Origin of the sequence: Halobacterium yunchengense (assembly GCF_037031165.1) — an archaeon.
In the GTDB taxonomy this organism is placed as follows: domain Archaea; phylum Halobacteriota; class Halobacteria; order Halobacteriales; family Halobacteriaceae; genus Halobacterium; species Halobacterium yunchengense.
Genome location: NZ_JAYEZL010000004.1, coordinates 252,925 through 273,617, shown reverse-complemented (window position 1 = coordinate 273,617; position 20,693 = coordinate 252,925). Strand labels below are relative to the sequence as shown.

Annotated in this window: 18 protein-coding genes; 7 read left to right on the top strand and 11 right to left on the bottom strand. The window is 73.2% G+C overall.

Translation table 11 applies throughout. The features are described 5' to 3' along the window. Positions 1 to 112: 112 nt before the first annotated feature. From U5911_RS13320 to U5911_RS13310, 3 genes are read left to right on the top strand one after another with little or no spacing between them, the layout of a single operon-like run. A complete protein-coding gene (locus tag U5911_RS13320; RefSeq protein WP_336037508.1) occupies positions 113 to 3,442 on the top strand; it encodes an oligosaccharyl transferase, archaeosortase A system-associated in 3,330 nt (1,109 codons plus the stop codon). Continuing rightward, on the top strand, positions 3,442 to 4,377 hold the full coding sequence (locus U5911_RS13315; protein WP_336037507.1) for a DUF368 domain-containing protein: 936 nt from the start codon (positions 3,442 to 3,444) through the stop codon (positions 4,375 to 4,377). The genes U5911_RS13320 and U5911_RS13315 overlap by 1 nt, the downstream gene beginning before the upstream one ends. Positions 4,378 to 4,430: 53 nt before the next feature. Further along, positions 4,431 to 4,787 (top strand): DUF8048 family protein, encoded by a 357-nt coding sequence (locus U5911_RS13310; protein WP_336037505.1) that lies wholly within the window; start codon positions 4,431 to 4,433, stop codon positions 4,785 to 4,787. Between the two features lie 36 nt (positions 4,788 to 4,823). On the opposite strand, the gene cutA is transcribed toward U5911_RS13310, so the two are convergent. From cutA to U5911_RS13270, 8 genes are all read right to left on the bottom strand, one after another. After that, positions 4,824 to 5,129, bottom strand: coding sequence for a divalent-cation tolerance protein CutA (gene cutA / locus U5911_RS13305; protein WP_336037503.1), 306 nt, complete (start codon positions 5,127 to 5,129; stop codon positions 4,824 to 4,826). Positions 5,130 to 5,338: 209 nt separating this feature from the next. After that, on the bottom strand, positions 5,339 to 5,698 hold the full coding sequence (locus U5911_RS13300) for a helix-turn-helix transcriptional regulator (RefSeq protein ID WP_336037502.1): 360 nt from the start codon (positions 5,696 to 5,698) through the stop codon (positions 5,339 to 5,341). Positions 5,699 to 5,755: 57 nt separating this feature from the next. Beyond that, a complete protein-coding gene (locus U5911_RS13295) occupies positions 5,756 to 6,445 on the bottom strand; it encodes an NRDE family protein (RefSeq protein ID WP_336037499.1) in 690 nt (229 codons plus the stop codon). A gap of 25 nt (positions 6,446 to 6,470) precedes the next feature. Beyond that, entirely contained in the window at positions 6,471 to 7,943 is a 1,473-nt protein-coding gene (gene menE, locus U5911_RS13290; RefSeq protein ID WP_336037497.1) for an o-succinylbenzoate--CoA ligase, read from the bottom strand. Continuing rightward, positions 7,936 to 8,952 (bottom strand): mandelate racemase/muconate lactonizing enzyme family protein, encoded by a 1,017-nt coding sequence (locus tag U5911_RS13285; RefSeq protein ID WP_336037496.1) that lies wholly within the window; start codon positions 8,950 to 8,952, stop codon positions 7,936 to 7,938. Before U5911_RS13285 ends, menE begins: the two co-directional genes overlap by 8 nt. After that, positions 8,949 to 9,884 carry a 1,4-dihydroxy-2-naphthoate polyprenyltransferase gene (locus U5911_RS13280; protein ID WP_336037495.1) on the bottom strand — a complete coding sequence of 312 codons (936 nt, stop codon included), beginning with the start codon at positions 9,882 to 9,884 and terminating at the stop codon, positions 8,949 to 8,951. Before U5911_RS13280 ends, U5911_RS13285 begins: the two co-directional genes overlap by 4 nt. 180 nt (positions 9,885 to 10,064) lie before the next feature. After that, positions 10,065 to 11,666 (bottom strand): BCCT family transporter, encoded by a 1,602-nt coding sequence (locus tag U5911_RS13275; protein WP_336037493.1) that lies wholly within the window; start codon positions 11,664 to 11,666, stop codon positions 10,065 to 10,067. A gap of 181 nt (positions 11,667 to 11,847) precedes the next feature. After that, on the bottom strand, positions 11,848 to 12,762 hold the full coding sequence (locus U5911_RS13270) for a 1,4-dihydroxy-2-naphthoyl-CoA synthase (RefSeq protein ID WP_336037492.1): 915 nt from the start codon (positions 12,760 to 12,762) through the stop codon (positions 11,848 to 11,850). Between the two features lie 117 nt (positions 12,763 to 12,879). Between U5911_RS13270 and U5911_RS13265 the strand changes: the two genes are divergently transcribed. Further along, the gene (locus U5911_RS13265; RefSeq protein WP_336037490.1) at positions 12,880 to 13,551 is read left to right on the top strand and encodes a DUF7978 family protein; all 672 of its coding nucleotides are present in this window, start codon (positions 12,880 to 12,882) and stop codon (positions 13,549 to 13,551) included. On the opposite strand, the gene menD is transcribed toward U5911_RS13265, so the two are convergent. From menD to U5911_RS13250, 3 genes are all read right to left on the bottom strand, one after another. After that, a complete protein-coding gene (menD, locus tag U5911_RS13260; protein WP_336037487.1) occupies positions 13,545 to 15,314 on the bottom strand; it encodes a 2-succinyl-5-enolpyruvyl-6-hydroxy-3-cyclohexene-1-carboxylic-acid synthase in 1,770 nt (589 codons plus the stop codon). The genes U5911_RS13265 and menD overlap by 7 nt on opposite strands. Positions 15,315 to 15,360: 46 nt before the next feature. Next, on the bottom strand, positions 15,361 to 16,686 hold the full coding sequence (locus tag U5911_RS13255; protein WP_336037485.1) for an isochorismate synthase: 1,326 nt from the start codon (positions 16,684 to 16,686) through the stop codon (positions 15,361 to 15,363). Between the two features lie 93 nt (positions 16,687 to 16,779). Continuing rightward, on the bottom strand, positions 16,780 to 17,376 hold the full coding sequence (locus U5911_RS13250) for a sulfite oxidase-like oxidoreductase (RefSeq protein WP_336037484.1): 597 nt from the start codon (positions 17,374 to 17,376) through the stop codon (positions 16,780 to 16,782). A 151-nt stretch (positions 17,377 to 17,527) separates the two neighbouring features. Between U5911_RS13250 and U5911_RS13245 the strand changes: the two genes are divergently transcribed. From U5911_RS13245 to U5911_RS13235, 3 genes are all read left to right on the top strand, one after another. After that, entirely contained in the window at positions 17,528 to 17,746 is a 219-nt protein-coding gene (locus U5911_RS13245; RefSeq protein ID WP_336037482.1) for a DUF7120 family protein, read from the top strand. Positions 17,747 to 18,093: 347 nt separating this feature from the next. Further along, the gene (locus U5911_RS13240; RefSeq protein ID WP_336037481.1) at positions 18,094 to 18,372 is read left to right on the top strand and encodes a UPF0058 family protein; all 279 of its coding nucleotides are present in this window, start codon (positions 18,094 to 18,096) and stop codon (positions 18,370 to 18,372) included. 102 nt (positions 18,373 to 18,474) lie between these two features. Beyond that, positions 18,475 to 20,643, top strand: a complete 2,169-nt coding sequence (locus U5911_RS13235; protein WP_336037479.1) for a DUF7527 domain-containing protein — start codon at positions 18,475 to 18,477, stop codon at positions 20,641 to 20,643. Positions 20,644 to 20,693 lie beyond the last annotated feature (50 nt).

Here is a 20,693-nt window from a genome sequence, read left to right as displayed (position 1 = left end):
TGTGCTTTGCGCGTCACGCTCGCGTCCACGCACGCGACCGGTCGCCCGCGAGGTTTCACGCGACTACGAGGTTTCACAAGGCTTATTCGCGCGCTGTCAGTCCCTACACGCAATGAGTGAGAAGCACGAGGAGTCGAGGACTCCCTCCGTCTCCGTCGATTCAGTCCTCGACGCGCTCGAGGACTGGTACCACGTCCCCGCGCTCGGCGCCGTCCTGGCGTTCATGTTCTGGGTTCGGGTGCAGTCGTGGGAGAACTTCACGAGAGACGGCAAGGTGTACTTCTCCGGGAACGACGCGTACTACCACTTCCGGCAGGTCTCGTACACCGTCGAGAACTGGCCGGCCACGATGCCGTTCGACCCCTGGACCGGCTTTCCTGAGGGCGTGCTCGCCGGCCAGTTCGGCACGCTGTTCGACCAGCTCGTCGCGACGGCCGCCCTCGTGGTCGGTCTCGGCTCCCCCTCCGAGAACACCGTCGCGATGACCCTCCTCTTCGCGCCCGCCGTCTTCGGCACGCTGCTGGCGATCCCCGTCTACTTCATCGGGAAGCGCCTCGGCGGCCGCCTCGGCGGCGTGTTCGCCGCGGTCGTCCTCGCGTTCCTCCCCGGGTACTTCCTCCAGCGCAGCGTCGTCGGCGCGGCCGACCACAACGGCGCCGAGCCGCTGTTCATGTCCCTCGCCGTGCTCGGCACGATGGTCGCGCTCGCGCTCGCTGAGCGCGAGAAGCCCGTCTACGAGCAGTTCGTGGACCGCGACACGGCCGGCCTCCGCGGCGTCGTCGGCTGGAGCGTGCTCGCCGGCGCGGCCACCGCGGTGTACATGTGGGTGTGGCCGCCGGGCGTCCTCCTCGTCGGCATCTTCGGCGCGTTCTACCTCGTGAAGCTCGTCAGCGACTACTACAGCGGGAACAGCCCCGAGCACGTCGCCGTCGTCGGCGCCATCAGCATGACCGTGACCGGCGTGTTGATGCTCGCGGTCGTCGAGGAGACCGGGTTCGGCGTCTCCGGGTTCTCGTACCTCCAGCCCTTCTTCTCGTTCGCGGTCGCGTTCGGCTGCGTGTTCCTCGCGGCGTTCGCGCGCGTCTGGGACGAACGCGAGTTCGGTGCGGCGGGCTACGTCGGCGCGACGTTCGTGATCCTCGCCGTCGGCATCGGCGCGGTCGGCCTCGTCCTCCCGGACCTCCTCTCGATGGTCCAGCACAACCTCCTGCGGTTCGTCGGGTTCAGTTCCGGCGCGGCGACGCGCACCATCGGCGAAGCGCAGCCGTTCCTCTCGCGGACGAGCCGGTACGGGCTCGGGATGGGCGGCGTCATCTTCCTCGAGTACGGGCTCGCGTTCTTCACCGCGCTGCTGGGCGCCGCGTGGATCCTGCTGCGCCCGCACCTCGCGAGCGGGAACCTGAAGCGGATGGCGGGCGCGGCGGTCGCGGTCGCCGTGGTCATGGTCGTGTTCGCGGCGCCCGGGCTCGGCGACTTCGTCGGCGGCGTCTTCGGCATCGACGGCCAGCTCGGGTCGCTGGGGATCGTCCTCGTGACGCTGACCGCGGTCACCGTCACGGGCGAGTACGAGGGCGAGGAGCTCCTCGTGGTCGTCTGGGGCGCGTTCGTCACGTCGGCGGCGTTCACGCAGGTGCGGTTCAACTACTACCTCGTGGTGCCCGTAGTCGTCCTGAACGCGTACTTCCTCGGCACGATCGTGGCCGCCGTCGACCTGGACCGGCCGGCGTCCCAGCTCGAGGACGTCGACTGGTACCAGGTCGGCACCGTGGTGATGGTCGCGCTGCTCGTGCTCGTGCCGGTCGCGGCGCCCGCGGTGGCTGGCGCGACGAACAACGACTCCGCGCGCGGCAGCGCGAGCCCCGTCTCGCTGGCGAACGACCAGAACCAGCGCGTGCCGCTCCAGGGCGTGACCACCATCGGCGCCTCGCAGGCGCCGGGCGCGGTCACCAGCTGGGACGACGCGATGTCGTGGTTCGACGAGAACGCGCCCGAGCAGGGCACCTACGGCGGCGCCGAGAACGCCGACGAGATGGAGTACTACGGGACGTACAGCCAGACCGACGACTTCGACTACCCCGAGGGCGCGTACGGCGTGATGTCCTGGTGGGACTACGGCCACTGGATGACCGTCCAGGGCGAGACCGTCCCGCACGCGAACCCGTTCCAGCAGCACGCGACCTCGGCGGCGAACTACCTGCTCGCGCAGAACGAGACCCAGGCTAACGACGTCCTCGCTGACAACGAGGAGGACGACGCGAAGATCCGGTACACGGCCGTCGACTGGAAGATGGTGATGCCGCCGCTGCCCTCGCTCGGGAGCGGCGACGCGAAGTTCTCGGCGCCCGTCACGTTCTACGACGGCCCCCGGGACTTCACGGCGACGGACTTCTACAAGCAGGCCATCACGGCGGACTTCGAGGACGGCCAGCCGACGAACGCGCGGTACTTCCAGCAGGCGCCGCTCGTCAAACAGCAGGCCTACTACGACTCGATGATGGTCCGGCTGTACCGCTACCACGGCAGCGCGAAGGCCCCCCAGCCGGTGGTCCTGGACTGGGAGCGCGACGTCGGTGAGAGCGCGATCGTCTTCGACTCCAACGACACGACGGTCCGGCAGTTCGACAACATGACCGCGGCCGAGGAGTTCGTCGAGGAGGACGGCACCGCCCAGATCGGCGGGTTCGGTGACTCGCCGTCCGAGTACGTGCCGGCCCTCGAGCACTACCGGATGGTGGGCGTCAGCGACGAGTCCGCCGCGCCGGCGAACCTCTGGCTGCAGCGCAACGAGCTGAACCCGCAGTACTACCCGACGTGGGTGAAGCTCTTCGAGCGCGTCGAGGGCGCGACCATCGAGGGCACCGGCCCGGCCAACGAGACCCTCGAAGTGACCGCGCAGTTCGAGATCACGGAGATGCGCAACGAGGAGGGCCGCGCGCCGACGTTCCCGTACACGCAGCGCGTCGAGACCGACGCGGACGGGAACTTCGAGCTGACGGTGCCGTACTCGACGACGGGCTACGACGAGTACGGCCCGGAGAACGGCCACACGAACGTCTCGGTGCGCGCCGACGGCCCGTACACGGTGACGACCGGGAACACGACGGCCGGCGACGACGTGACGACCGTGGAGTGGAACGCGACCACGCACGTCACCGAGGGCCAGGTCCTCGGCGAGAACGGCACGGCGTCGACCGTCGAGTTGGAGCGCCACGTCGTCGACGAGCCGGAGGGCGCGCAGAACGACACCGCGGACAACGCGTCCGCGATGGCGTCGCCGTCCACCGTCGAGTCCGTGGAGTCCACGGAGGGAGCGGCCGACGGTGACGCCGTCGGCTCCGGCATCGCGCCGCTGTCGGCGCAGTCGCCGTTCGGGCCGTCGGGCGCGGCGGCCGCGGTCGCGGCGGCCGCAGTGGGTGGCGCGCTCGCCCGCCGGCACACCTGATGACGACGCGCGACTACCTCGTCGTGTACGCGAAGGGCGCGGCGATGGGCGCCGCGGACGCCGTCCCGGGCGTCTCCGGCGGCACCATCGCGCTCATCGCGGGCATCTACGAGCGCCTCGTCGGCGCGCTCGCAGCGCTCGACCCCCAGGAGGCGGTCGCGTTGCTCGCGCTCGTGCCGCGGCTCGGGCGGTCGGACGCCCGCGAGGAGTTCTGGGTGTCGCTGGTCCGCATGGACGTGCCGTTCCTCGCCGTCCTCGGCGTGGGCGTGCTCTCGGCGGTCGTCACCGTCGCGAACGCCGTCCACGTCGCCATCGCGGACTACCCGGGCGTGACGTTCGCGTTCTTCTTCGGCCTGATCGCGGCGTCTGTCGTCGTGTTGCTCGGCGAGGTGACCCTCGACACGCCCGGCCGCGTCGGCGCGGCGGTCGCGGGGTTCGCGCTCGCGTTCGTGCTGAGCGGGCAGGCGCAGGCGGACGTCCTGCCGGGCGGGCTCCCCGTGCTGTTCGTCGTCGGCGCGGTCGCCATCTGCGCGATGGTGCTGCCGGGCGTCTCGGGGTCGCTCATCCTCATCACGCTCGGGAAGTACGAGACGATGACGTCCGCCGTGAGCGAGGCGACGGACGCCCTGCTCGGCGGCGACGGCGCGGCGGCCGTCGACCCGGTGTCGACGCTCGTCGTGTTCATGGTCGGCGCGCTCGCCGGCATCCTGACGTTCGCGCGCGTCGTCCAGTGGGCGCTCGAGCACTACCGCGCCGCGACGCTGACGTTCCTCGTCGCGCTGATGGCCGGCGCGCTCCGCGCGCCCGCCATCCAGATCGGGGCCGCGAACCCGACGTGGACCGCGGCGAGCGCGGCGGCCGTCGTCGCCGCCGGCGTCGTCGGCGGCGGTCTCGTCCTCCTGCTGGACGCCACCACCGACGACCTCGACTACTGACACGGCTCGCCGCGCGCGAGCGGTTTTTGGGGGTGTGCGCCCATTGGTCGCGTATGTCCGTTCCGTTCAGCGACGAGGCCGTCGCGGGCGTCGCCGGCGACTACGGCGTCCCCGAGCGCGACCTCCGGCGGGCCGCGGCGAAGGTGCAGTCGACGGTCGCCGACCAGCCCGGCCGGACCGTCGACGGCCTGATCTACGAGTGGCGGCAGGCGTTCGCCGACGACCCGCTCGTCGAGCGCCGGCCGACCGAGTGGGTGCTCTGCGTGCCCGAGCGCGTCTGGACGGACGTCAGGAGCCGCGCGAACGTCCGCGACGTCCTCGAGGCCGCGCTCCTGGAGCTTCACCGTCGCGGCGCGGGCGGTGGCGTCGACTGCGAGGACGGCGTCGTGCTCGTCGTCGGCCGGGTGTAAGGGTCCGGGACCCGACCGGACGGTGACCGCCGTGAGTCACTCGCCGACCGACTCGGCGACCCACTCGCCGAACGCGAGGGCGACCTCGGTCTCGTCGAAGCGCTCGACGCAGGGCACGTCGTGGGGGTGTTCGCGATGGACGAACGCGGCGAGGTCGCCGTAGGCGTCGTCGGTCGTCTTCGCGAGCAGGACGGCCTCGTCGTCGCGGACGACGTCGCCCTCCCAGCGGTAGACCGAGCGGCAGTCGAGGACGTTCACGCACGCGGCGAGGCGGCGGTCGACGAGTCGCTCGGCGAGGTCGGCGGCCGCGTCACGGGGCGCGGTGACGTAGGCGGTCGGCATGCGTGGACGGTCGCGCGGCGCGGAGAAAAGCGTTCAGGCGTCGGACCCGTCGGAGAGCGTTCGACCGTCGGACCCGTCGGAGAGCGTTCGACCGTCGGACCCGTCGGAGAGCGTTCGACCGTCGGACCCGTCGGAGAGCGTTCGACCGTCGGACCCGTCGGAGAGCGTTCAGGTCCCGGGCCCGCAGGAAGCGTTCGGGCGTCGGCCAATTACTCGTCCTCGTAGGCGAGGTTCATGATCCACTGGGAGAACGCGTCGCTCTGCGCGTCGACTTCCTCCTCGCCGACGAACGGGGAGAGCATGTCGCCGGCCATCAGCAGGGAGAAGTCGAGGTCGCGCTCGTCGATGACCGGCTCGATGAGGTACGTGGTGTTGCCCTCGTGGACGGTCTCCTCGCGCTGGACGAACCCCTTCTCCTCGAGCTTGGACGCGATGCGGCTGCCCTTCCGTGAGGAGACGTCGAGCTCCTTCCAGAACTCGCTCTGGTGGATGCCCCGCGTCTCCCGGACGAGCTCCAGGCCGCGGCGTTCGTCCTCGGAGAGGTCGTCCTCCGTGACTTCGGCGCTCATGTACGTGACAGTGAGTGCGACCGGTTTAAACTTGACCGTCTGCGCACCGGACCGCGGTCACAGGACCGCGTCCACGCGCTCGTAGGGCGTCTCGCAGGGCGGCCCGTCCGCGAACTCGTAGGTGACGGCGCCGTCGGCGGCGACGGTGACGAGCGACGACGACCGCGTCCCGTAGCCGTCGCCGTGCAGGCACGCGCCGACGTCGTGGTCGCGGAGCGCGCCGCGCGCCGCGTCCAGCCACGCCGCGGGCGAGTCGTGGCCGAGCAGGCGCGCGCGGACCGCGCGCGACTTCCCCGTGGCCCCGTCGAACCCCTCGTTGACGACGACGTGCGTCCCCGCCTCGAGGACGTGGGTGCGGAGGACGCCGTCCCACTCGAGGAGCACGCACTCGCCGTCGTCGGCGACGACGAGGTTGAAGCCCGCGTACGCGCGGTCGGCGACCTCGCGTTCCACCGACTCGACCGCCGCCTCGGCCGTCGCCGCGGCGAGCGCGTCGGTCACGAGGCGGCCGCGCGAGCGCTCGCCGACGACGTCGGCGTCCCGGTTCGTGACGCCGGCGAACACGCGGTGCTCGTTCACGCCGATCCACGTGCCGCCGGCGCGTTCGTCCCGCGGCATCAGCACCGCCGGGTCGTCGCCGCGGACCGACGGCGGCGAGGACGGGCGCCCGACCGACTCGTCGCGGTTCGCGGCGACCACGAGGGGCGCGGCCTCGAACGCTCGCCACGCGAATGCCAGCGTGCACACGCGTCGGGGTTGGCGCCGCCGCTACTTAGTTCTCGCCGGCGAGTTCGGCGCGCGCGGCCTCGCGGTCGACGGTGCCCGAGGCGGTCCGCGGCAGCGCCTCGGCGAACCGGAGCGTCCGCGGGCGCTTGTAGCCGGCGAGGCGGTCCTCGCAGTGCGCGCGCAACTCGGCCGCGGTCACTGGCGAGTCGCGCTCGCGGACGACGAGCGCGGCGACGCGCTCGCCCCACTCGTCGTCCGGCACGCCGACAACGGCGGCGTCGGCGACGCCGGGGTGCGACCGGAGGACGTCCGCGACCTCCGCCGGGTGGACGTTCTCGCCGCCCGTGATGATCCGGTCGGCCTGCCGGCCGCCGACGCGGAGGTAGCCGTCGGCGTCGACGCGGCCGCGGTCGCCCGTCCGGAGGCCGTACTCGCAGTACCGGTCGGGGGCCGAGGCACCCGAGACGTAGCCCGGCGCGACCGTCGGCCCGGAGACGACGATTTCGCCGGTCTCTCCGGGCCCGACAGGGTCGCCGTCGTCGCCGACGACCGTCACGTCCGTCCCCAGGAGGGGACGGCCGACGCTGTCCGGGCGGGCGGCGGCCTGGTCGGCTCGCAGCGTCGCGACCTGCGAGGTGGTCTCGGTCGTCCCGTACGTCGGACAGACCGGCACGCCGGCGTCGAGCGCGCGCTCGACGAGCTCGGGCGGCGTGGGCGCGCCGCCGACGAGCGCGAACCGCAGCGCGTCCGGCACCGCGCGGTCGGCGTCCAGCAGCCGTTGCAGCATCGTCGGCACAAGCGAGACGCCCGTGCAGTCGTAGTCCGCGAGCGCGTCGAGGACCGCGTCGGCGTCGAAGCCCCGGGTCAGCACGGCCGTCGTCCCGTAGAGCGCGCTCCGCAGCAGCACCGACAGCCCGCCCATGTGGTACGTCGAGAGCGGACAGAGCCAGCGGTCCCCGGGGAGCACGCCGAGGCGGAACGCGGACGCCACGGCGCTCGCCGCGAAGTTCCCGTACGTCAGCCGGACGGCCTTCGGGTCGCCGGTCGTCCCCGACGTGAACATCACGGCGCGCGTGTCCGTCCACGAGGGCTCGGCGCGCTCGAAGTCGAGGGGCTCGCGGTCGGCGAGGGCCACCGCGTCGCCCTCGGCGTCGACGCTCACCGCCGGCGCGCCGAACGCTGTCGCGGCCGCCTCGGTCTCGGCCTCGCAGACGCAGCAGACGGGCTCGACGGCCTCCACCTGCGCCTCGAGTTCCGGGACGGCGAGGCGCGCGTTCAGCGGCACGAGCACGGCGCCGAGGCGTGCGCACGCGAACGCGAGGCGCGCGAACGCCGGCCGGGTGTCCACGAGGACCGCGACGCGGTCGCCGGACGCGACGCCGAGCGCGGCGAGCCGACCGGCCGTCTCCTCGACGGCGTCGTCGAGGGCCGCGTAGGTCCACGACCGGTCGGTCGCCGCGTCCACGAGCGCGGTCGCGTCCGGGTCGCTTTCGGTCTGCAGGGCGAGTTCGTCACGCATCGGTGGTCCCTCCGGGGAGTCCGCCGCTCGCGACGTCGACGCCGTGGCCGGGGCCGTCGGGGACGCGAACGCGGCCGTCGGCGACCGGCGCCGGGTCGGCCGCGAGGTCGGTTTCGAGGAACCGGGCGGTCGCGAGCCCGCACGCGCCCACGTCGGGGACGCTCGCCGCGAGGTGGACGGCCGCGGTGCGCGCGACCGCCGCGTCCACGGTCGTCGTGACCACGGGCTCGACGCCGGCCTCGCGGGCGGCCAGCGCGGCGTCGCGCGCGCGGTCGACGCCCCCGAGGGCCATCGGCTTCAGCACCACGGCGTCCGCGGCCGTGAGCACGTCGGCGACGGGGTACTCCGTGAGGGACTCGTCGAGCGCGACGTCGACGCTGCCGCGGAGGTCGGCGTGACCCGCGAGGTCGTGGGCGGGCAGCGGCTGTTCGACGTACTCGACGCCGACGTGGCCGAGCGCGTAGCAGGCGTCGTGGGCCTGCTCGCGCGTCCACGCGCCGTTCGCGTCCGCGCGCACCGCGAGGTCCGTGGCGTCCCGGACGGCCTGCACGCGCTCGACGTCCGCCGACACCTCGCGCGCGCCGACCTTCAGCTTCACCGTCCCGAACCCCTCGTCCGCGGCGCGCTCGGCGGCCGCGACCGTCTCCTCGACGGACGCGTCGCCGACGGTGGCGTTGACCGGCACGGCGTCGGCCGGGTCGCCGTCCGCGAGCGCGTCGGCGAGCGACTCGTCGGCGTCCCGAGCGCTCGCGTCGAGTCCGGCGAGCGAGACGGCGTGGCGCGCCGCGGGCGCGTCCTCGCAGGCGTCGAGGGCGTCCGGCCAGTCGTCGGCGCGCTCGGCGTCCCCGAGCGCGCGCTCGCAGGCGCGCAGGGACTCCGTCCAGCCGGGCAGGGGCGTGGCTTCCCCGAGGCCGCCGTCCCGCTGGAAGAGGAACCCCTCGCGGCGGTCGACGGCGCCGCGCGCGGTGGCCAGCGGGTCGGCCAGCGGGAGCGCGAACGACCGGATCATAGCGCCAGCCCCAGGCCGAACAGCGCGGCGTACAGCGCCAGCAGCTGGCCGGTCCGCGACAGCGCCGGGTTCAGCGCGTCGCCGTCCGTCCGCCGGCACAGCGTCCGCGTCAGCGAGAGCGCGAGCGGCAGGGAGAGGTACGGCAGGAACACGAGCGGGTCGCCGGTCCGCGCGAAAAACCACGGCGGGACCGCGTACGCGAGCGCGAACAGCGCGGCGTACTGGAAACGCGAGAACGTGTACCCGAACCGGACCGCGAGCGTGCGCTTGCCCGTGGTGGCGTCCTCCTCGCGGTCCCGGACGTTGTTCACGACGAGGACGTTCGTCGCGACGGCCGCCACGGGGAGGCTCGCGGCGACCGACGCGACCGTGACGGTGCCCGCTGGCGGCCACACGGGGAACCCGGACGCGAGCACGGTGACCGCCTGCACGTAGTACGCGCCGGTGACGGCGACGACGCCGAAGAACACGAACACGAAGACGTCGCCGAGGCCGTGGTAGCCCAGGGGGTAGGGGCCGCCCGTGTACGCCAGGCCGGACGCCACGCTCACGAGGCCGACGACGAGGATGGGGACGCCGCCGACGGCGACGAGGTAGGTGCCGACGAGGACGGCGGCCGCGAACGTCACGTAGGTCGCGCGCTTGACCTCTGCCGGTTCGATGAGGCCGCCCGCCGTGACGCGCGTGAACCCCTCGCGGTCCTCGGTGTCCGCGCCCTGCACGGCGTCGTAGTAGTCGTTCGCGAAGTTCGTGCCCACCTGGATGAGCGCCGCGCCGACGAACGCCGCGAACGCGGGCAGCGGCGCGAACACGCCGTCTCGGACCGCGAGCCCGACCGCGACGAGGATGGGGGCGGCGGCGACCGGGAGCGTGTGCGGGCGCGCGGCGATGAGCCACGCCTCCCGCCGCGACACGTCAGCCGTCTCGGTCATCGCGTGGGTGTTCGGCCAGCGGTGCCATAGCGGTGGCGGTCCCGGCCCCGGGCGGTCGGCGTCCGGCCGGCCAACTCGACCCGGGTCGCCGCCCGGCCCGAGTCGCCGTCCTCCCAGGGTCGCCCCCGGTCCGTTCCGTGCCGCCGCCCGGCCCGAGTCGCCGCCCGGGTGCGTGCGCGCCTAGTCGTCGCTGGGCGCGCCGTCGGTGCTGCGGTCCTGCTCGGAGAGCAGCGACCCGGGTTCGACGTCCACGCGGTCGGCGCCGCTGGCGTAGTCCCGGGCCGCGCGGTAGCTGGCGTACACCACCGCCAGCAGGAAGACGGTGAACGGGAGCGCGAGCAGCGGCGACAGCGCCTCGATGGCGCGGAAGCTCGACAGCTCCAGGCTCATCATCCCGAACCCGGCGAGCAGCGCCCCCCACCACGCGCGGTTCCGCGCGTTCGGGTCCTCGTCGCCGAGCGTGATCGCCGAGATCATGAACACCGCCGAGTCCAGGGACGTGACGATGTAGCCGGCGATGACGAACACGAACAGCACGCCGAGCAGCGTCCCGTACGGCGTGGCGTTCAGCGCCGCGACGATGGCCGCCGGAATGCCGTCGGCCGAGAGCGCGTCGCCGACCGGGCCGACGTAGCCGGGCGCGAGCACCCACCCGCCGATGAGGAGGTGCTGGACCCACGTCAGGAGCGCCGGCGCGACGACGAGCACGGCGAACATCTCGCGGACCGTCCGGCCCTTCGAGACGCGCGCGACGAAGCTCCCGACGAAGATGCTCCAGGCCGCCCACCACGCCCACCAGAACCCCGTCCAGTTCGCCGCCCAGTTGCCGCCGGCGGTGGGGTCGGTGTACAGCATCAGGCGCGTGAGGTTGCCGAGCCAGACGCCGGTCGCGTCGAGGCCGAGCTCGAACATGAACAGCGTCGGGCCGACGACGACCAGCACGCCCATCGCGACGGCGATGAACACCATCGTGGCGCGCGCGGCGTTCCGGATGCCCTTCCGGAGGCCGAGCCAGACGTCCGTGAGGAAGACCGCGCCGATGAGCCCGAAGATGCCGTACGTGAGCGCGCGCGCCTCCAGCCCGAAGACGCCGCCGAGCAGCGCCGCCATCGTCTGCGCGCTGAACCCGAGCGTGGTCGCGATGCCGCCGATGCTCGCGACGATGGCCGCGAGGTCGACCGTCCAGTGGAACCCCGGGTAGGAGTCCTCGTCGACGACGCCGTGCAGCATCGCTGAGATCTTGTACTCGCCGACGCCCTGCGTGTAGACGACGACGCCGAACGCCAGCGCCACCGGGAGGTACCACATCGCCAGCCCCGGGAACACCTCGTGGACGAACATGAACGCCAGCGCCATCGACTTCAGGGACGCGCCCTCGACGGGGTAGGGCTCCGGCGGCGGGTTCTGGTAGATGGAGACGGGTTCGCCGACACCCCAGATGAGGATGGACGCCCCGAACCCGACGGTGAACACCATCGAGAGCCACGAGAACGTGTCGAACTCGGGTTCGGCGTCCGGGCCGCCGATGCGCAGGCGGCCGTACCGCGAGAACGTGACGCCGAGCACGAGGATCAGCAGGACGAACCCGAGGAGGATGAACCACCAGCCGAAGTACCGCAGCACCCAGTCGAACGCGCCGTTGAGCGCGCTGCTGAGCAGCGACGGCCGCAGGAAGCCGACCGCCGCGAGCGCCGCCATCGCGGCCATCGTCACGAAGAACAGCGCGCGCTCCGGCCACGTCGCGTCCTCGAGGCCGAGGACGTACCAGGGGCCCCGTGTCATGTCGGCCACTCGAACGCCGAGACGACAGTTCCGTTCTCGCCACCAGCGCGACGCCGAGCGCCGCCGCTCGGCTGTCGCTCGACCGGCGCGTACATGCTGCCTGTGGCCAGCGGGGGGTCACTGAAAAACCCGTTGTCTCGGGACGCCCGGAACGGGCCCACGTTGCCGGTTCCGCGGCGCCTCAGTAGTACCAGGGGTACTCGGAGAAGTCCGGGTCCCGGTCCTCCACGAACGCCTCGCGGCCCTCCCGCGCTTCGTCGGTCATGTAGCCGAGGCGCGTGGCCTCCCCGGCGAACACCTGCTGGTCGACGAGGCCGTCGTCGGCCATGTTGAACGCGTACTTCAGCATCCGCATGGCCGTCGGGGACTTCGAGGCCATCTCGTCGGCCCACTCCAGCGCGACGTCTTCGAGGTCCTCGTGGGGGACGGCCTCGTTGACCATCCCCATGTCGGCGGCCTCCTCGGCGGAGTAGGTCTTCCCGCGGAAGAACACCTCGCGGGCCTTCTTCTGGCCGACCTGCTTGGCGAGGTACGCCGACCCGAACCCGGCGTCGAAGGAGGCGACGTCGGGGTCGGTCTGGAGGAACTTCGCGTGCTCGCTGCTGGCGAGCGTGATGTCGCAGACGACGTGGAGGCTGTGCCCGCCCCCGACCGCCCACCCCGGGACGACCGCGACGACGGGCTTGGGCATGAACCGGATGGCGCGCTGGACCTCGAGGATGTGGAGGCGTCCCGCCTCCGCCTCGCGGACCGAGTCGTCCTCGTCGCCGCCGGCCTCGTCGTCGCCGCGGTACTCGTAGCCGGAGTCGCCGCGCACGGTCTGGTCGCCGCCCGAGCAGAACGCCCAGCCGCCGTCCTTCGGGCTCGGGCCGTTGCCCGTCAGGAGCACGCAGCCGACGTCCGTCTGGCGTTTCGCGTGCTCGAGGGCGTCGTACAGTTCGTCGACGGTGCCCGGGCGGAACGCGTTCCGCACCTCGGGGCGGTCGAACGCGATCCGGACGGCGTCGACGTCGACGCCGCGGTGGTAGGTGACGTCGTCGTAGTCGCGGTCCGCGACCGGCTCCCAGCGGTCCGCGTCGAAGAGCTCCGAGACCATACCGGGCGTCCGTCGCCGGCCGGCAAAAGGATTTACACCGGCGCTCGCGGCGGGGCCGTCGCCGTCGGCGGGACGGCGACCCCGCACGCTTATGCCCGCCGCCGGGAACCGACGCGTATGAGCCTCCCCGAGTCGCTGTGGGCGGACGCGCGCGCCACCGCGGAGGGCGCTGCGGTCGGCGCCGGCGCGTTCGCCGCCGGGCTCGCGGCGACGTTCCTCCTCCAGCGCGACGCGCTCGGGGACTCCCAGCGCGTCGCGGACGGCGTCTCGACGGCCGTCGGCCCGGCGCTCGCGGACGCGCTCGGGGACGTCGCGGACTGGCTGGAGCCGGACGTCCTCGAGGTGGTAGCGTGGTTCTACTACGCCGCCCACGGCGTCACCCTGGACGTGACGGCCGGGGCGCTCGGGCGGTCCGCGCACTGGACCGCCGACCTGCGGCAGACGCCGCTGTGGGACGGCCAGCTCGCGCTCGTTCCCCCGCTGGCGTTGCTCGCCGCTGGCGGCTTCCTCGCGTGGCGCCACCGCGACCGCGAGCCGGGCGCGGCCACCAGCGGTGTCCGCGTCGCGCTGGGGTACGCGGCCGCAGCGGCAGTCGTCGCGACCGCCGCGACGTACACGCGGGACGCCGGGTTCGCCACTGTGACGCTCCGGCCGCCACTGGTGGCGGCCGTCGCGTACTGCGCCGCGTACGCGCTCGCGTTCGGCGCGCTCGGCGCGTTCCTCGCGAGCGGCCTCGGCGACGGCGGCGGCGGCGAGTCGGCGACGGGCCCGGGCCGGCCGCGTCAGTAGTCCGCGGCGAGCTCGTCCCCGACGACGCGCTCGAGGCGCTCGCGCTCGCGGTGGCTGGCCTCGGCGTCGGTCCGCACCTCGAGGACCTGCGTCCCGTCGCTCGCGACGGACTCGCGGTAGGCCTCGCGGAAGCCCTCGAGGGTCTCGGTGCTGGCGAACTCGAGGTCGTAGGTGTCGCCGGTCGGCGCGAAGTCGAGGCCGTGGGGCGTCCTGAACTGGCCGGTGAACGGCGGGTCGAAGTCCTCGATGGGGAGCATGTGGAAGATGCCGCCGCCGTCGTTGTTCACGAGGACGACCGTCGCGTCCACGCCGCAGCGCTCGAGCGCGAGCAGGCCGTTGGAGTCGTGGTAGTACGCGAGGTCGCCCGTGACCAGGACGAGCGGGTCGTCGGTCGCGCTCCCGGCGCCGAGGGCCGCGGACGTGACGCCGTCGATGCCGGACGCGCCGCGGTTCCCGAGCACGGTGAGGTCGGCGGCGCGCGGCCGCCCGAACCGGTCGAGGTCCCGCACGGGCATGCTGTTCGAGACGAACACCGTCGCCGGGTCGGGGGCGTCCGCGGCGGCCGCGGCGACCACGTCGCCCTCGAGCAGCTCGTCGGCGTCGAAGCCCTCGACCGTCGCCCAGTACGCGGCCTCGAGGTCGAGGACCCGTTCGCGCCACGCCGCGTCGGCCCCGGCGTCGACGCGCGCAGCGAGCGCTCGCGCCGCCTCGGAGGGGTCGGCGACGACCAGGTCCGACGCCGCGAACGTCGCCTCCCGCCAGCCGCCGGCCGGGTCGACGACGAACTGCCGCGCGTCCGCGTCACGGAGGTAGTGCCGGAGCGCCTTCGACGTCGGCGACGCGCCGAACCGCAGCACGACCTCGGGGGCCGGGGCGTCCGCGAGCGCGTCCGCGGCGAGCAGGCCGTCGTAGCCGCCGACGACGGGCGCGTCGGCGACGTGGTCGCCGTACCGGACGCCCGAGAGCGGGTCCGCGAACAGCGGGAACCCGGTGGCGTCGGCGAGCGCCGCGGCCGCCTCCGCGGTCAGGCCGGACGCGTCGTCGGGGCCGGCGACGACCAGGCCGCACTCGGCGGTCTCGACGGCGTCGGCGAGCACCGCCAGCGTCGCGTCGTCGGGTCCGGCGGGGCTGTGGTGGACGTCGACGAACGGGCCGTCGCGCCCTCGCGCGGCGAGCGCGTGGTCGGCCGCGAAGCCCTCGGGGACGTCGCCCGGCACCTCGACGGGTTCGAGGGGCTTCCGGAACGGGAAATTCAGGTGGACCGGCCCCGGGTTCGCGCCCGTCGCCTCGCCGACCGCCCGGCAGACGGCGGTCCGCAGCGACCGGAGTCTCCGGTCGTCGGCCGCCGGTTCCGGGAGGTCGCGGTAGTGGCGGACCGCGCCGCCGTAGAGCTTCTCCTGGTCGACGGTCTGGTTCGCGCCCGAGTCCCGGAGCTCGGGCGGCCGGTCGGCGGTCAGGACGAGCAGCGGCACGCGCGCCCGGTCGGCCTCCATCACCGCCGGGTGGAAGTTCGCCGTCGCCGTGCCGGACGTCGAGACGACCGGCGTCGGCTCCCCCGTGCGCTTGCCGCGGCCGAGCGCGAAGTACGCGGCCGACCGCTCGTCGAGGTGCGAGCACACGCGGACGTCGTCGTGTTCGGCGAGCGCGACGGTGAGCGGGGTCGACCGGCTGCCCGGACAGACGCAGACGGCGTCCACCCCGGACTCCGCGAGTTCGTCGACGGCCGCGCGCGCCCACAGCGCGTTCCGGTTCGGCGCGGTCACGCGTCCCCCTCCGGCCGGCTCCCCGTGCGCGTCCTCCGGTGTGTCGTCATTCGAGTTCGTCCAGAATCGGGCGGTACTTCAACTGTACCTCCTCGTACTCCTCGGCGGGGTCGCTGTCCGCGACGATGCCGTTGCCCGCGAACATCGTGACCGTGCGGTCCGCGGCGAGCGCCGACCGCAGCCCCACCGCGAACGTCCCGTCGCCGTCCGCGTCGAACCAGCCCACGGGCGCGGCGTACCAGCCGCGGTCGAACGACTCCGTCTCGCGGATGACGTCCAGGGCCGCCGCCGGCGGCAGGCCGCCCACGGCGGGCGTCGGGTGCAGCGCCTCCGCGACGTCCAGGACGTGCGCGCCGTCCTCGACCGTCGCGGTGATGGGCGTGTTCAGGTGCTGGATGTTCGACAGCTTCCGGACCGACCGGTCGCCGACCGCGACGTCGCCGAACGCGGCCAGCCTGTCGGCGACGGCGTCGGTGACGAGCTGTTGCTCGCGGCGGAGCTTCCCGCTGTCGCGCAGCCGCTGGGCGAGCTCCGCGTCCGCCTCGGGGGTGTCGCCGCGGCCCACCGACCCGGCGAGCGCGGTCGTCTCCACCGCGTCGCCGTCCAGCGTCACCAGCAGTTCGGGCGTGGCGCCGAGGAACGCCGCCTCGCCGGTCGGCTCCACGAGGAACCGGAAACACGACGGGTAGGACTGCCGCAGGCGTTCGAGGAGGTCCCTGGGGTTCACGTCGCCCGCGAGGTCCGCGCGCAGCGCCGTCGCGAGCACGACCTTCCGGAGTTCGCCGGCGTCGATGCGGGCGAGCGCGCGCTCGACCTGCTCGCACCACGCCGCCTCGCCGGTCGTCGGCGTGGTCGACTCGACGCCCGGCCGCGGGCCGCTGGGCTGCATCGCCGGCAGCGCCTCCACCGTCTCCCGCGCCTCGGCGAGCGCGTCCGCCACGTCGCCGCCGTCGACGTCCTCGCCGGCCCGGGTCACCGTCAGCCACGTCTCGTCGCCCGCGCTCGACAGCTGGTACTCGGGGAGCACGAACTGCGCCGCTGGGAACCCCGTCCACGTGCCCGCCGGCTCGTGGTCGTCGTGGAACGCGAACCCGCCGAGCAGCCGCGGCCGCGCGACCGCCGGGCCGTCGTGGTCGGCGTCCGCGAACAGCGCCGTCGCCCACTCGCGGACGTCCGCGAAGCGGTCGGCGCCCGACGCCGTCACCGACGCCGCCGCGCCGCTCCCCGACAGCTCGAGGCCGTCGGGGTCCGCCCAGTGGATGCGGGGCGGGTCCCCCTCGGCGAGGAACGCCCGATAGGAGACGTCGGCCACCCGGCAGCTCCTGCTCACGACCGTCCCGTGGACGGCCGTCTCGCCGGACAGAGAACTCATTGGTCGACGTTCAGGACCCTCCGACTAATAGCCTGTTCCTTCTGGCGCGACCGACCGGGACCTCCCCCGGCGGTCGCGGTGGCGGCCACTCGCCTAGCTGTACCGGTCTTCGGCCCACGGGTCGGCGGTGTTCGAGTAGCCGCGCTTCTCCCAGTAGCCGCGCTCGGGCTCGGTGAGGAACTCCACGCCGTCGACCCACTTCGCGCCCTTGTACGCGTACCGGTGGGGGGTGACGACGCGCAGCGGGCCGCCGTGCTCGCGCGGCAGGTCGTCGCCGTCGTACTGCCAGGTGAACAGCACCTCCTCGCGCATGCAGTCCTCGAGGGGGAGGTTCGTCGTGTAGCCGTCCAGCGCGTGGAACATGACGTGGACGGCGTCGTCGCGGACGCCCGCCAGGTCCGCGAGGCGGGGGAACGGGACGCCCGCGAACTCGCAGTCGAGTTTCGACCAGCCGGTGACGCAGTGGAAGTCCTGGCGCTGGGTCACCGACTCGAGGGACGTGAACTCCTCGAAGGACAGCGACAGCTCGTCCTCGACGGCGCCCGTGACGGTGAACTCCCAGTCCTCGCGGTCCCAGGCCGGCGTGCCGCCCTTCGACAGCACGGGGAACTTCGACGTCTCCCGCTGGCCCGGCGGCAGCCGGTCGTCGCCGAACTCCTCGTAGAGGTCCGTGACGTCCTCGACGCTCATGGCCGTCGGTTGGGGGCGGACACTGGTATTCCTACCGACTCGACGCGGCGTCCGCGTTCGGCCCGCTGGACGCTCGCTCTCGGGCGAATCCCGGCGGGTCGGTCCCCCCGACAGGCTTAACAACGGTGGCGGCGAAGCCCCGCCCAGAGCGATGCCCCAGGTGGAAGTCAACATCCCGGACCAGATCGAGATGCAGATCGCACAGCTCGTCGAGCAGGGCGAGTTCGTCAGCCAGGAGGAGGCCATCGAACAGCTGCTGTCGGCGGGCATCCGCGCCTACAAGACCAGCGGCCCGAGCGACGCGGAGGAGGGCGCCGGCCTCGAGAGCGAGGGCGGCATGATGGGCCACGAGGACGAGTACGTCTTCTAGACCGTTCTCGCCACGCGCCCGCCCCGTCCCGGCCCGGATGCCCGAGTCAGGTCGCCCCGATGCCCGAGTCAGGTCGCCCCGTACCCCCAGCACGTCCGACCGCGCACCCACGAACCGCACGCGAACGAACGGTTCCGACCCGCACCGCGACTGACCGCCGCCGACCCGCACGCGACCGTTCACCGCCCCACCGTCAGTTCTCGACTGCCGCCGGCTCTCGGTCGCTCCCGCCAGTTCTCGACTGCCGCAGGGGGTGTCGCCCGTCCCGGACAGCCGCGGCGCCGGACTGCGTGTCACCGCGTCGCAGACAACGCTTAAACGGTCGAATTCCCTACCGTGGCCCAACGATGCACAAGGACGAGCTCCTCGACCTCCACGAACAGATGGTCCAGATCAAAGACCAGTTCCTCGAGTTCGACGGCGTCGACGACGACGCCTTCGCGGCCTACGAGGAACTCGACGTCGACCCCTCGCACGTCCACAAGTCCAAGAGCGAGCACAAGCACGCGGTGTTCCTGCTCGGGAACGCGCTCGCGGCGGCGATGAGCGAGGACGAGTTCTCCAGCGCCGGCCGGCTGAGCAAGCGCATGCAGGAGCTCGCCGACGACGCCTCGAACAAGCTGTAGGCCCGGCCCGGTCCGAGTTCTGTCGACGCTCCGAGATTGCCGTTCTGAGGGGTCTCGTCCGCCCCGGAAAGCCTTATACGGGGCCCCTGCCTTCGACTGCGTATGCAGGCACACACGGTCGAGCGGGTGGAGTCCTGGGACTCCCGGCCGTTCTCGGGTGGGTTCCGCGAACTCCACGAGCTCGCGGACCGCGAGTTCTCCGGGACGGTCGTCGCCGACGGCACGTGGCTGTTCATGTTGAACGGCCGCGTCATCGGGGTGTTCGAGGGTGACGTGGAGGACTTCGAGGACGCCTCCGGGACGGTGTACGAGGCGCCGGACCCGAGCCTCGCGCTCCTGTTCGCGATGCAGGAGCGCGGCGGGGAGACGCAGGCGAAGTACTACACGAACGACACGCCGCTGTCGGCGGCCGACGAGACGCTCGCCGACGCGAACTTCACGGGGTACGTCGAGCTCTCCGAGAACGTGCTCTCCGGGGACTACTACGTCGTCTACTACGGCGGTCGCTCGATGAGCGCGGCGTTCGTCGGCGCGAGCGAGGAACTGGTGACCGGCGAGGAGGCCTTCGAGCGCGCGGACGACGAGGTCGGCGTCTACGAGGTGCGGAAGACGCCCGTGAACGTCACGAGCATCCCGGAGGTCGACGACGGCTCGCCGGCCGACGACGCGGCGGGCGGAGCGGCGGCCGGCGGCGCCGCGGCTCCGGACCGGGGTTCGACCGACGACGCGTCTCCCGGCGCCGGCGCGAGCGAGGCGAGCGCCGGGGACTCGGCGCCGGAGGACGCGGCGGCGGGCGAGCCCTCGACCGACAGGGAGCGGGCGTCCGAGGCGTCACGGCCCGGAGAACGGACCGCGAGCAGCTCCGGCCCGGGCGGGCAGTCCTCGAGCGCGGACGCCGGCCGAGAGGCGGAGGGCGCAGACGCGGACGCGACAGCGACGGACGCGACAGCGGCGGACGCGGCGCGGCCCGACCGGGCCGAGTCGGACGGCGACGCGGCGGCGGCCGGGGGTGCCGGCGCCGCCGGCGGTGCCGCCGCGGAGGGCGGCGAGGGCGACGGCGACCCGGCGCCGAAGACGGGGGAAGCGCGGACGGGGAACACCGACCGCGTGTTCGACGAGGAAGAGCAGTGGCGGAACGCGACGTCCGTGCCGACGCTCGACCCCGAGCAGAGCGAGACGGACGGCGGCGCCGAGGCCGCGAACGCCGGCGGGCAGTCGCGCTCGACGCCGTCGAAGAAGCGGTCGCGCTCGAAGCGGTCGCCCGGGCAGTCCGCGCCGGACCGCGCGACGTCCGCCGAGCGGTCGCGGCAGTCGTCGGGGGCCAGCGGGAAGCCCCAGTCGACGGTCGAGAAGCTCAAGCGCGCGGTCAAGCAGCGCGACGCGAAACTCGAGGAGGCCGCCGGCCGCATCGAGGACCTGGAGGGCGAACGCGACGACCTCCGCGAGCGGGCGGAGACGCTGCGCGAGGAGCGCGACGAGCTGCAGGCGAGAGTCGAGGAGCTCGAGGCCGACCTGGCGGCGGCCGAGACCGCCGACGAGCGGCCGTCGGCCGGCGAGGACCTGTCGCCGGCCGCGGCGCTGTCCGGCACGAACCTCTTCGTGCGCTACGACTCGAAGGGGAAGCCGACGCTGGACGGCCTGGACGGGAACACGGACCCGTCGGCGGTCAACGACAACCTCCGCATCGACCACCACACGCAGTTCGACGCCGCCGAGGCCACGGTCGACGGCGAGGACTACGAGGCGTTCCTGCGGTCGTCGGCGCCGTACCGGTTCGTGTCGTGGGCGGTCCGCGAACTCCCCTACGAGGTGCGGGACGCCGGCCACGCGAACGGGCTCGCGGACCTCTACGACGCGATTCCCGAGGTCGACCGCGCGGAGCTCGACGGCACCGTCGAGGTCGAGACCGAGGACGGCTCCGTGACCGAGTCCTTCGACGTGGTGCTCCGCGACCGCATGGGCAACCCGCTGGTCGTCGCGGAGCTGAACGCCGAGCGCGACCCCGTGACGGGCGTCGAGATGGACGACCTCGTGGACGCCGCGACGGCGGTCCGCGAGGGCGCCGACGACCTCAGTGCCGCGGTGTACGTGACGGCGTCGTTCTTCGAGCCGGCGGCCCTCGAGACGGCCGCCGAGGAGACGGCCAGCGGCGGCTTCCTCAGCCGCTCGGACAAGCTCAGTTACGTGAGCACCGGCCGGAAGGCCGGCTACCACCTCTGCCTCGTCGAGGACCGCAACGACGCGTTCAACCTGACGGTCCCCGAACTGTAGGCGCGGCTCACTGTCTCCGAACTGTACGTCCACCTGCCGGTCCCCGGACG

Excerpts from the sequence above, each read along its gene's own strand:
- U5911_RS13320 (WP_336037508.1), top strand. The coding sequence starts at position 113 with ATGAGTGAGAAGCACGAGGAGTCGAGGACTCCCTCCGTCTCCGTCGAT.
- U5911_RS13310 (WP_336037505.1), top strand. The coding sequence starts at position 4,431 with ATGTCCGTTCCGTTCAGCGACGAGGCCGTCGCGGGCGTCGCCGGCGAC.
- U5911_RS13240 (WP_336037481.1), top strand. The coding sequence starts at position 18,094 with ATGCACAAGGACGAGCTCCTCGACCTCCACGAACAGATGGTCCAGATC.
- U5911_RS13245 (WP_336037482.1), top strand. The coding sequence starts at position 17,528 with ATGCCCCAGGTGGAAGTCAACATCCCGGACCAGATCGAGATGCAGATC.
- U5911_RS13280 (WP_336037495.1), bottom strand. The coding sequence starts at position 9,884 with ATGACCGAGACGGCTGACGTGTCGCGGCGGGAGGCGTGGCTCATCGCC.
- U5911_RS13300 (WP_336037502.1), bottom strand. The coding sequence starts at position 5,698 with ATGAGCGCCGAAGTCACGGAGGACGACCTCTCCGAGGACGAACGCCGC.
- cutA (WP_336037503.1), bottom strand. The coding sequence starts at position 5,129 with ATGCCGACCGCCTACGTCACCGCGCCCCGTGACGCGGCCGCCGACCTC.
- U5911_RS13250 (WP_336037484.1), bottom strand. The coding sequence starts at position 17,376 with ATGAGCGTCGAGGACGTCACGGACCTCTACGAGGAGTTCGGCGACGAC.
- U5911_RS13285 (WP_336037496.1), bottom strand. The coding sequence starts at position 8,952 with ATGATCCGGTCGTTCGCGCTCCCGCTGGCCGACCCGCTGGCCACCGCG.
- U5911_RS13270 (WP_336037492.1), bottom strand. The coding sequence starts at position 12,762 with ATGGTCTCGGAGCTCTTCGACGCGGACCGCTGGGAGCCGGTCGCGGAC.
- U5911_RS13265 (WP_336037490.1), top strand. The coding sequence starts at position 12,880 with ATGAGCCTCCCCGAGTCGCTGTGGGCGGACGCGCGCGCCACCGCGGAG.
- menE (WP_336037497.1), bottom strand. The coding sequence starts at position 7,943 with ATGCGTGACGAACTCGCCCTGCAGACCGAAAGCGACCCGGACGCGACC.
- U5911_RS13315 (WP_336037507.1), top strand. The coding sequence starts at position 3,442 with ATGACGACGCGCGACTACCTCGTCGTGTACGCGAAGGGCGCGGCGATG.
- U5911_RS13255 (WP_336037485.1), bottom strand. The coding sequence starts at position 16,686 with ATGAGTTCTCTGTCCGGCGAGACGGCCGTCCACGGGACGGTCGTGAGC.
- U5911_RS13275 (WP_336037493.1), bottom strand. The coding sequence starts at position 11,666 with ATGACACGGGGCCCCTGGTACGTCCTCGGCCTCGAGGACGCGACGTGG.
- U5911_RS13235 (WP_336037479.1), top strand. The coding sequence starts at position 18,475 with ATGCAGGCACACACGGTCGAGCGGGTGGAGTCCTGGGACTCCCGGCCG.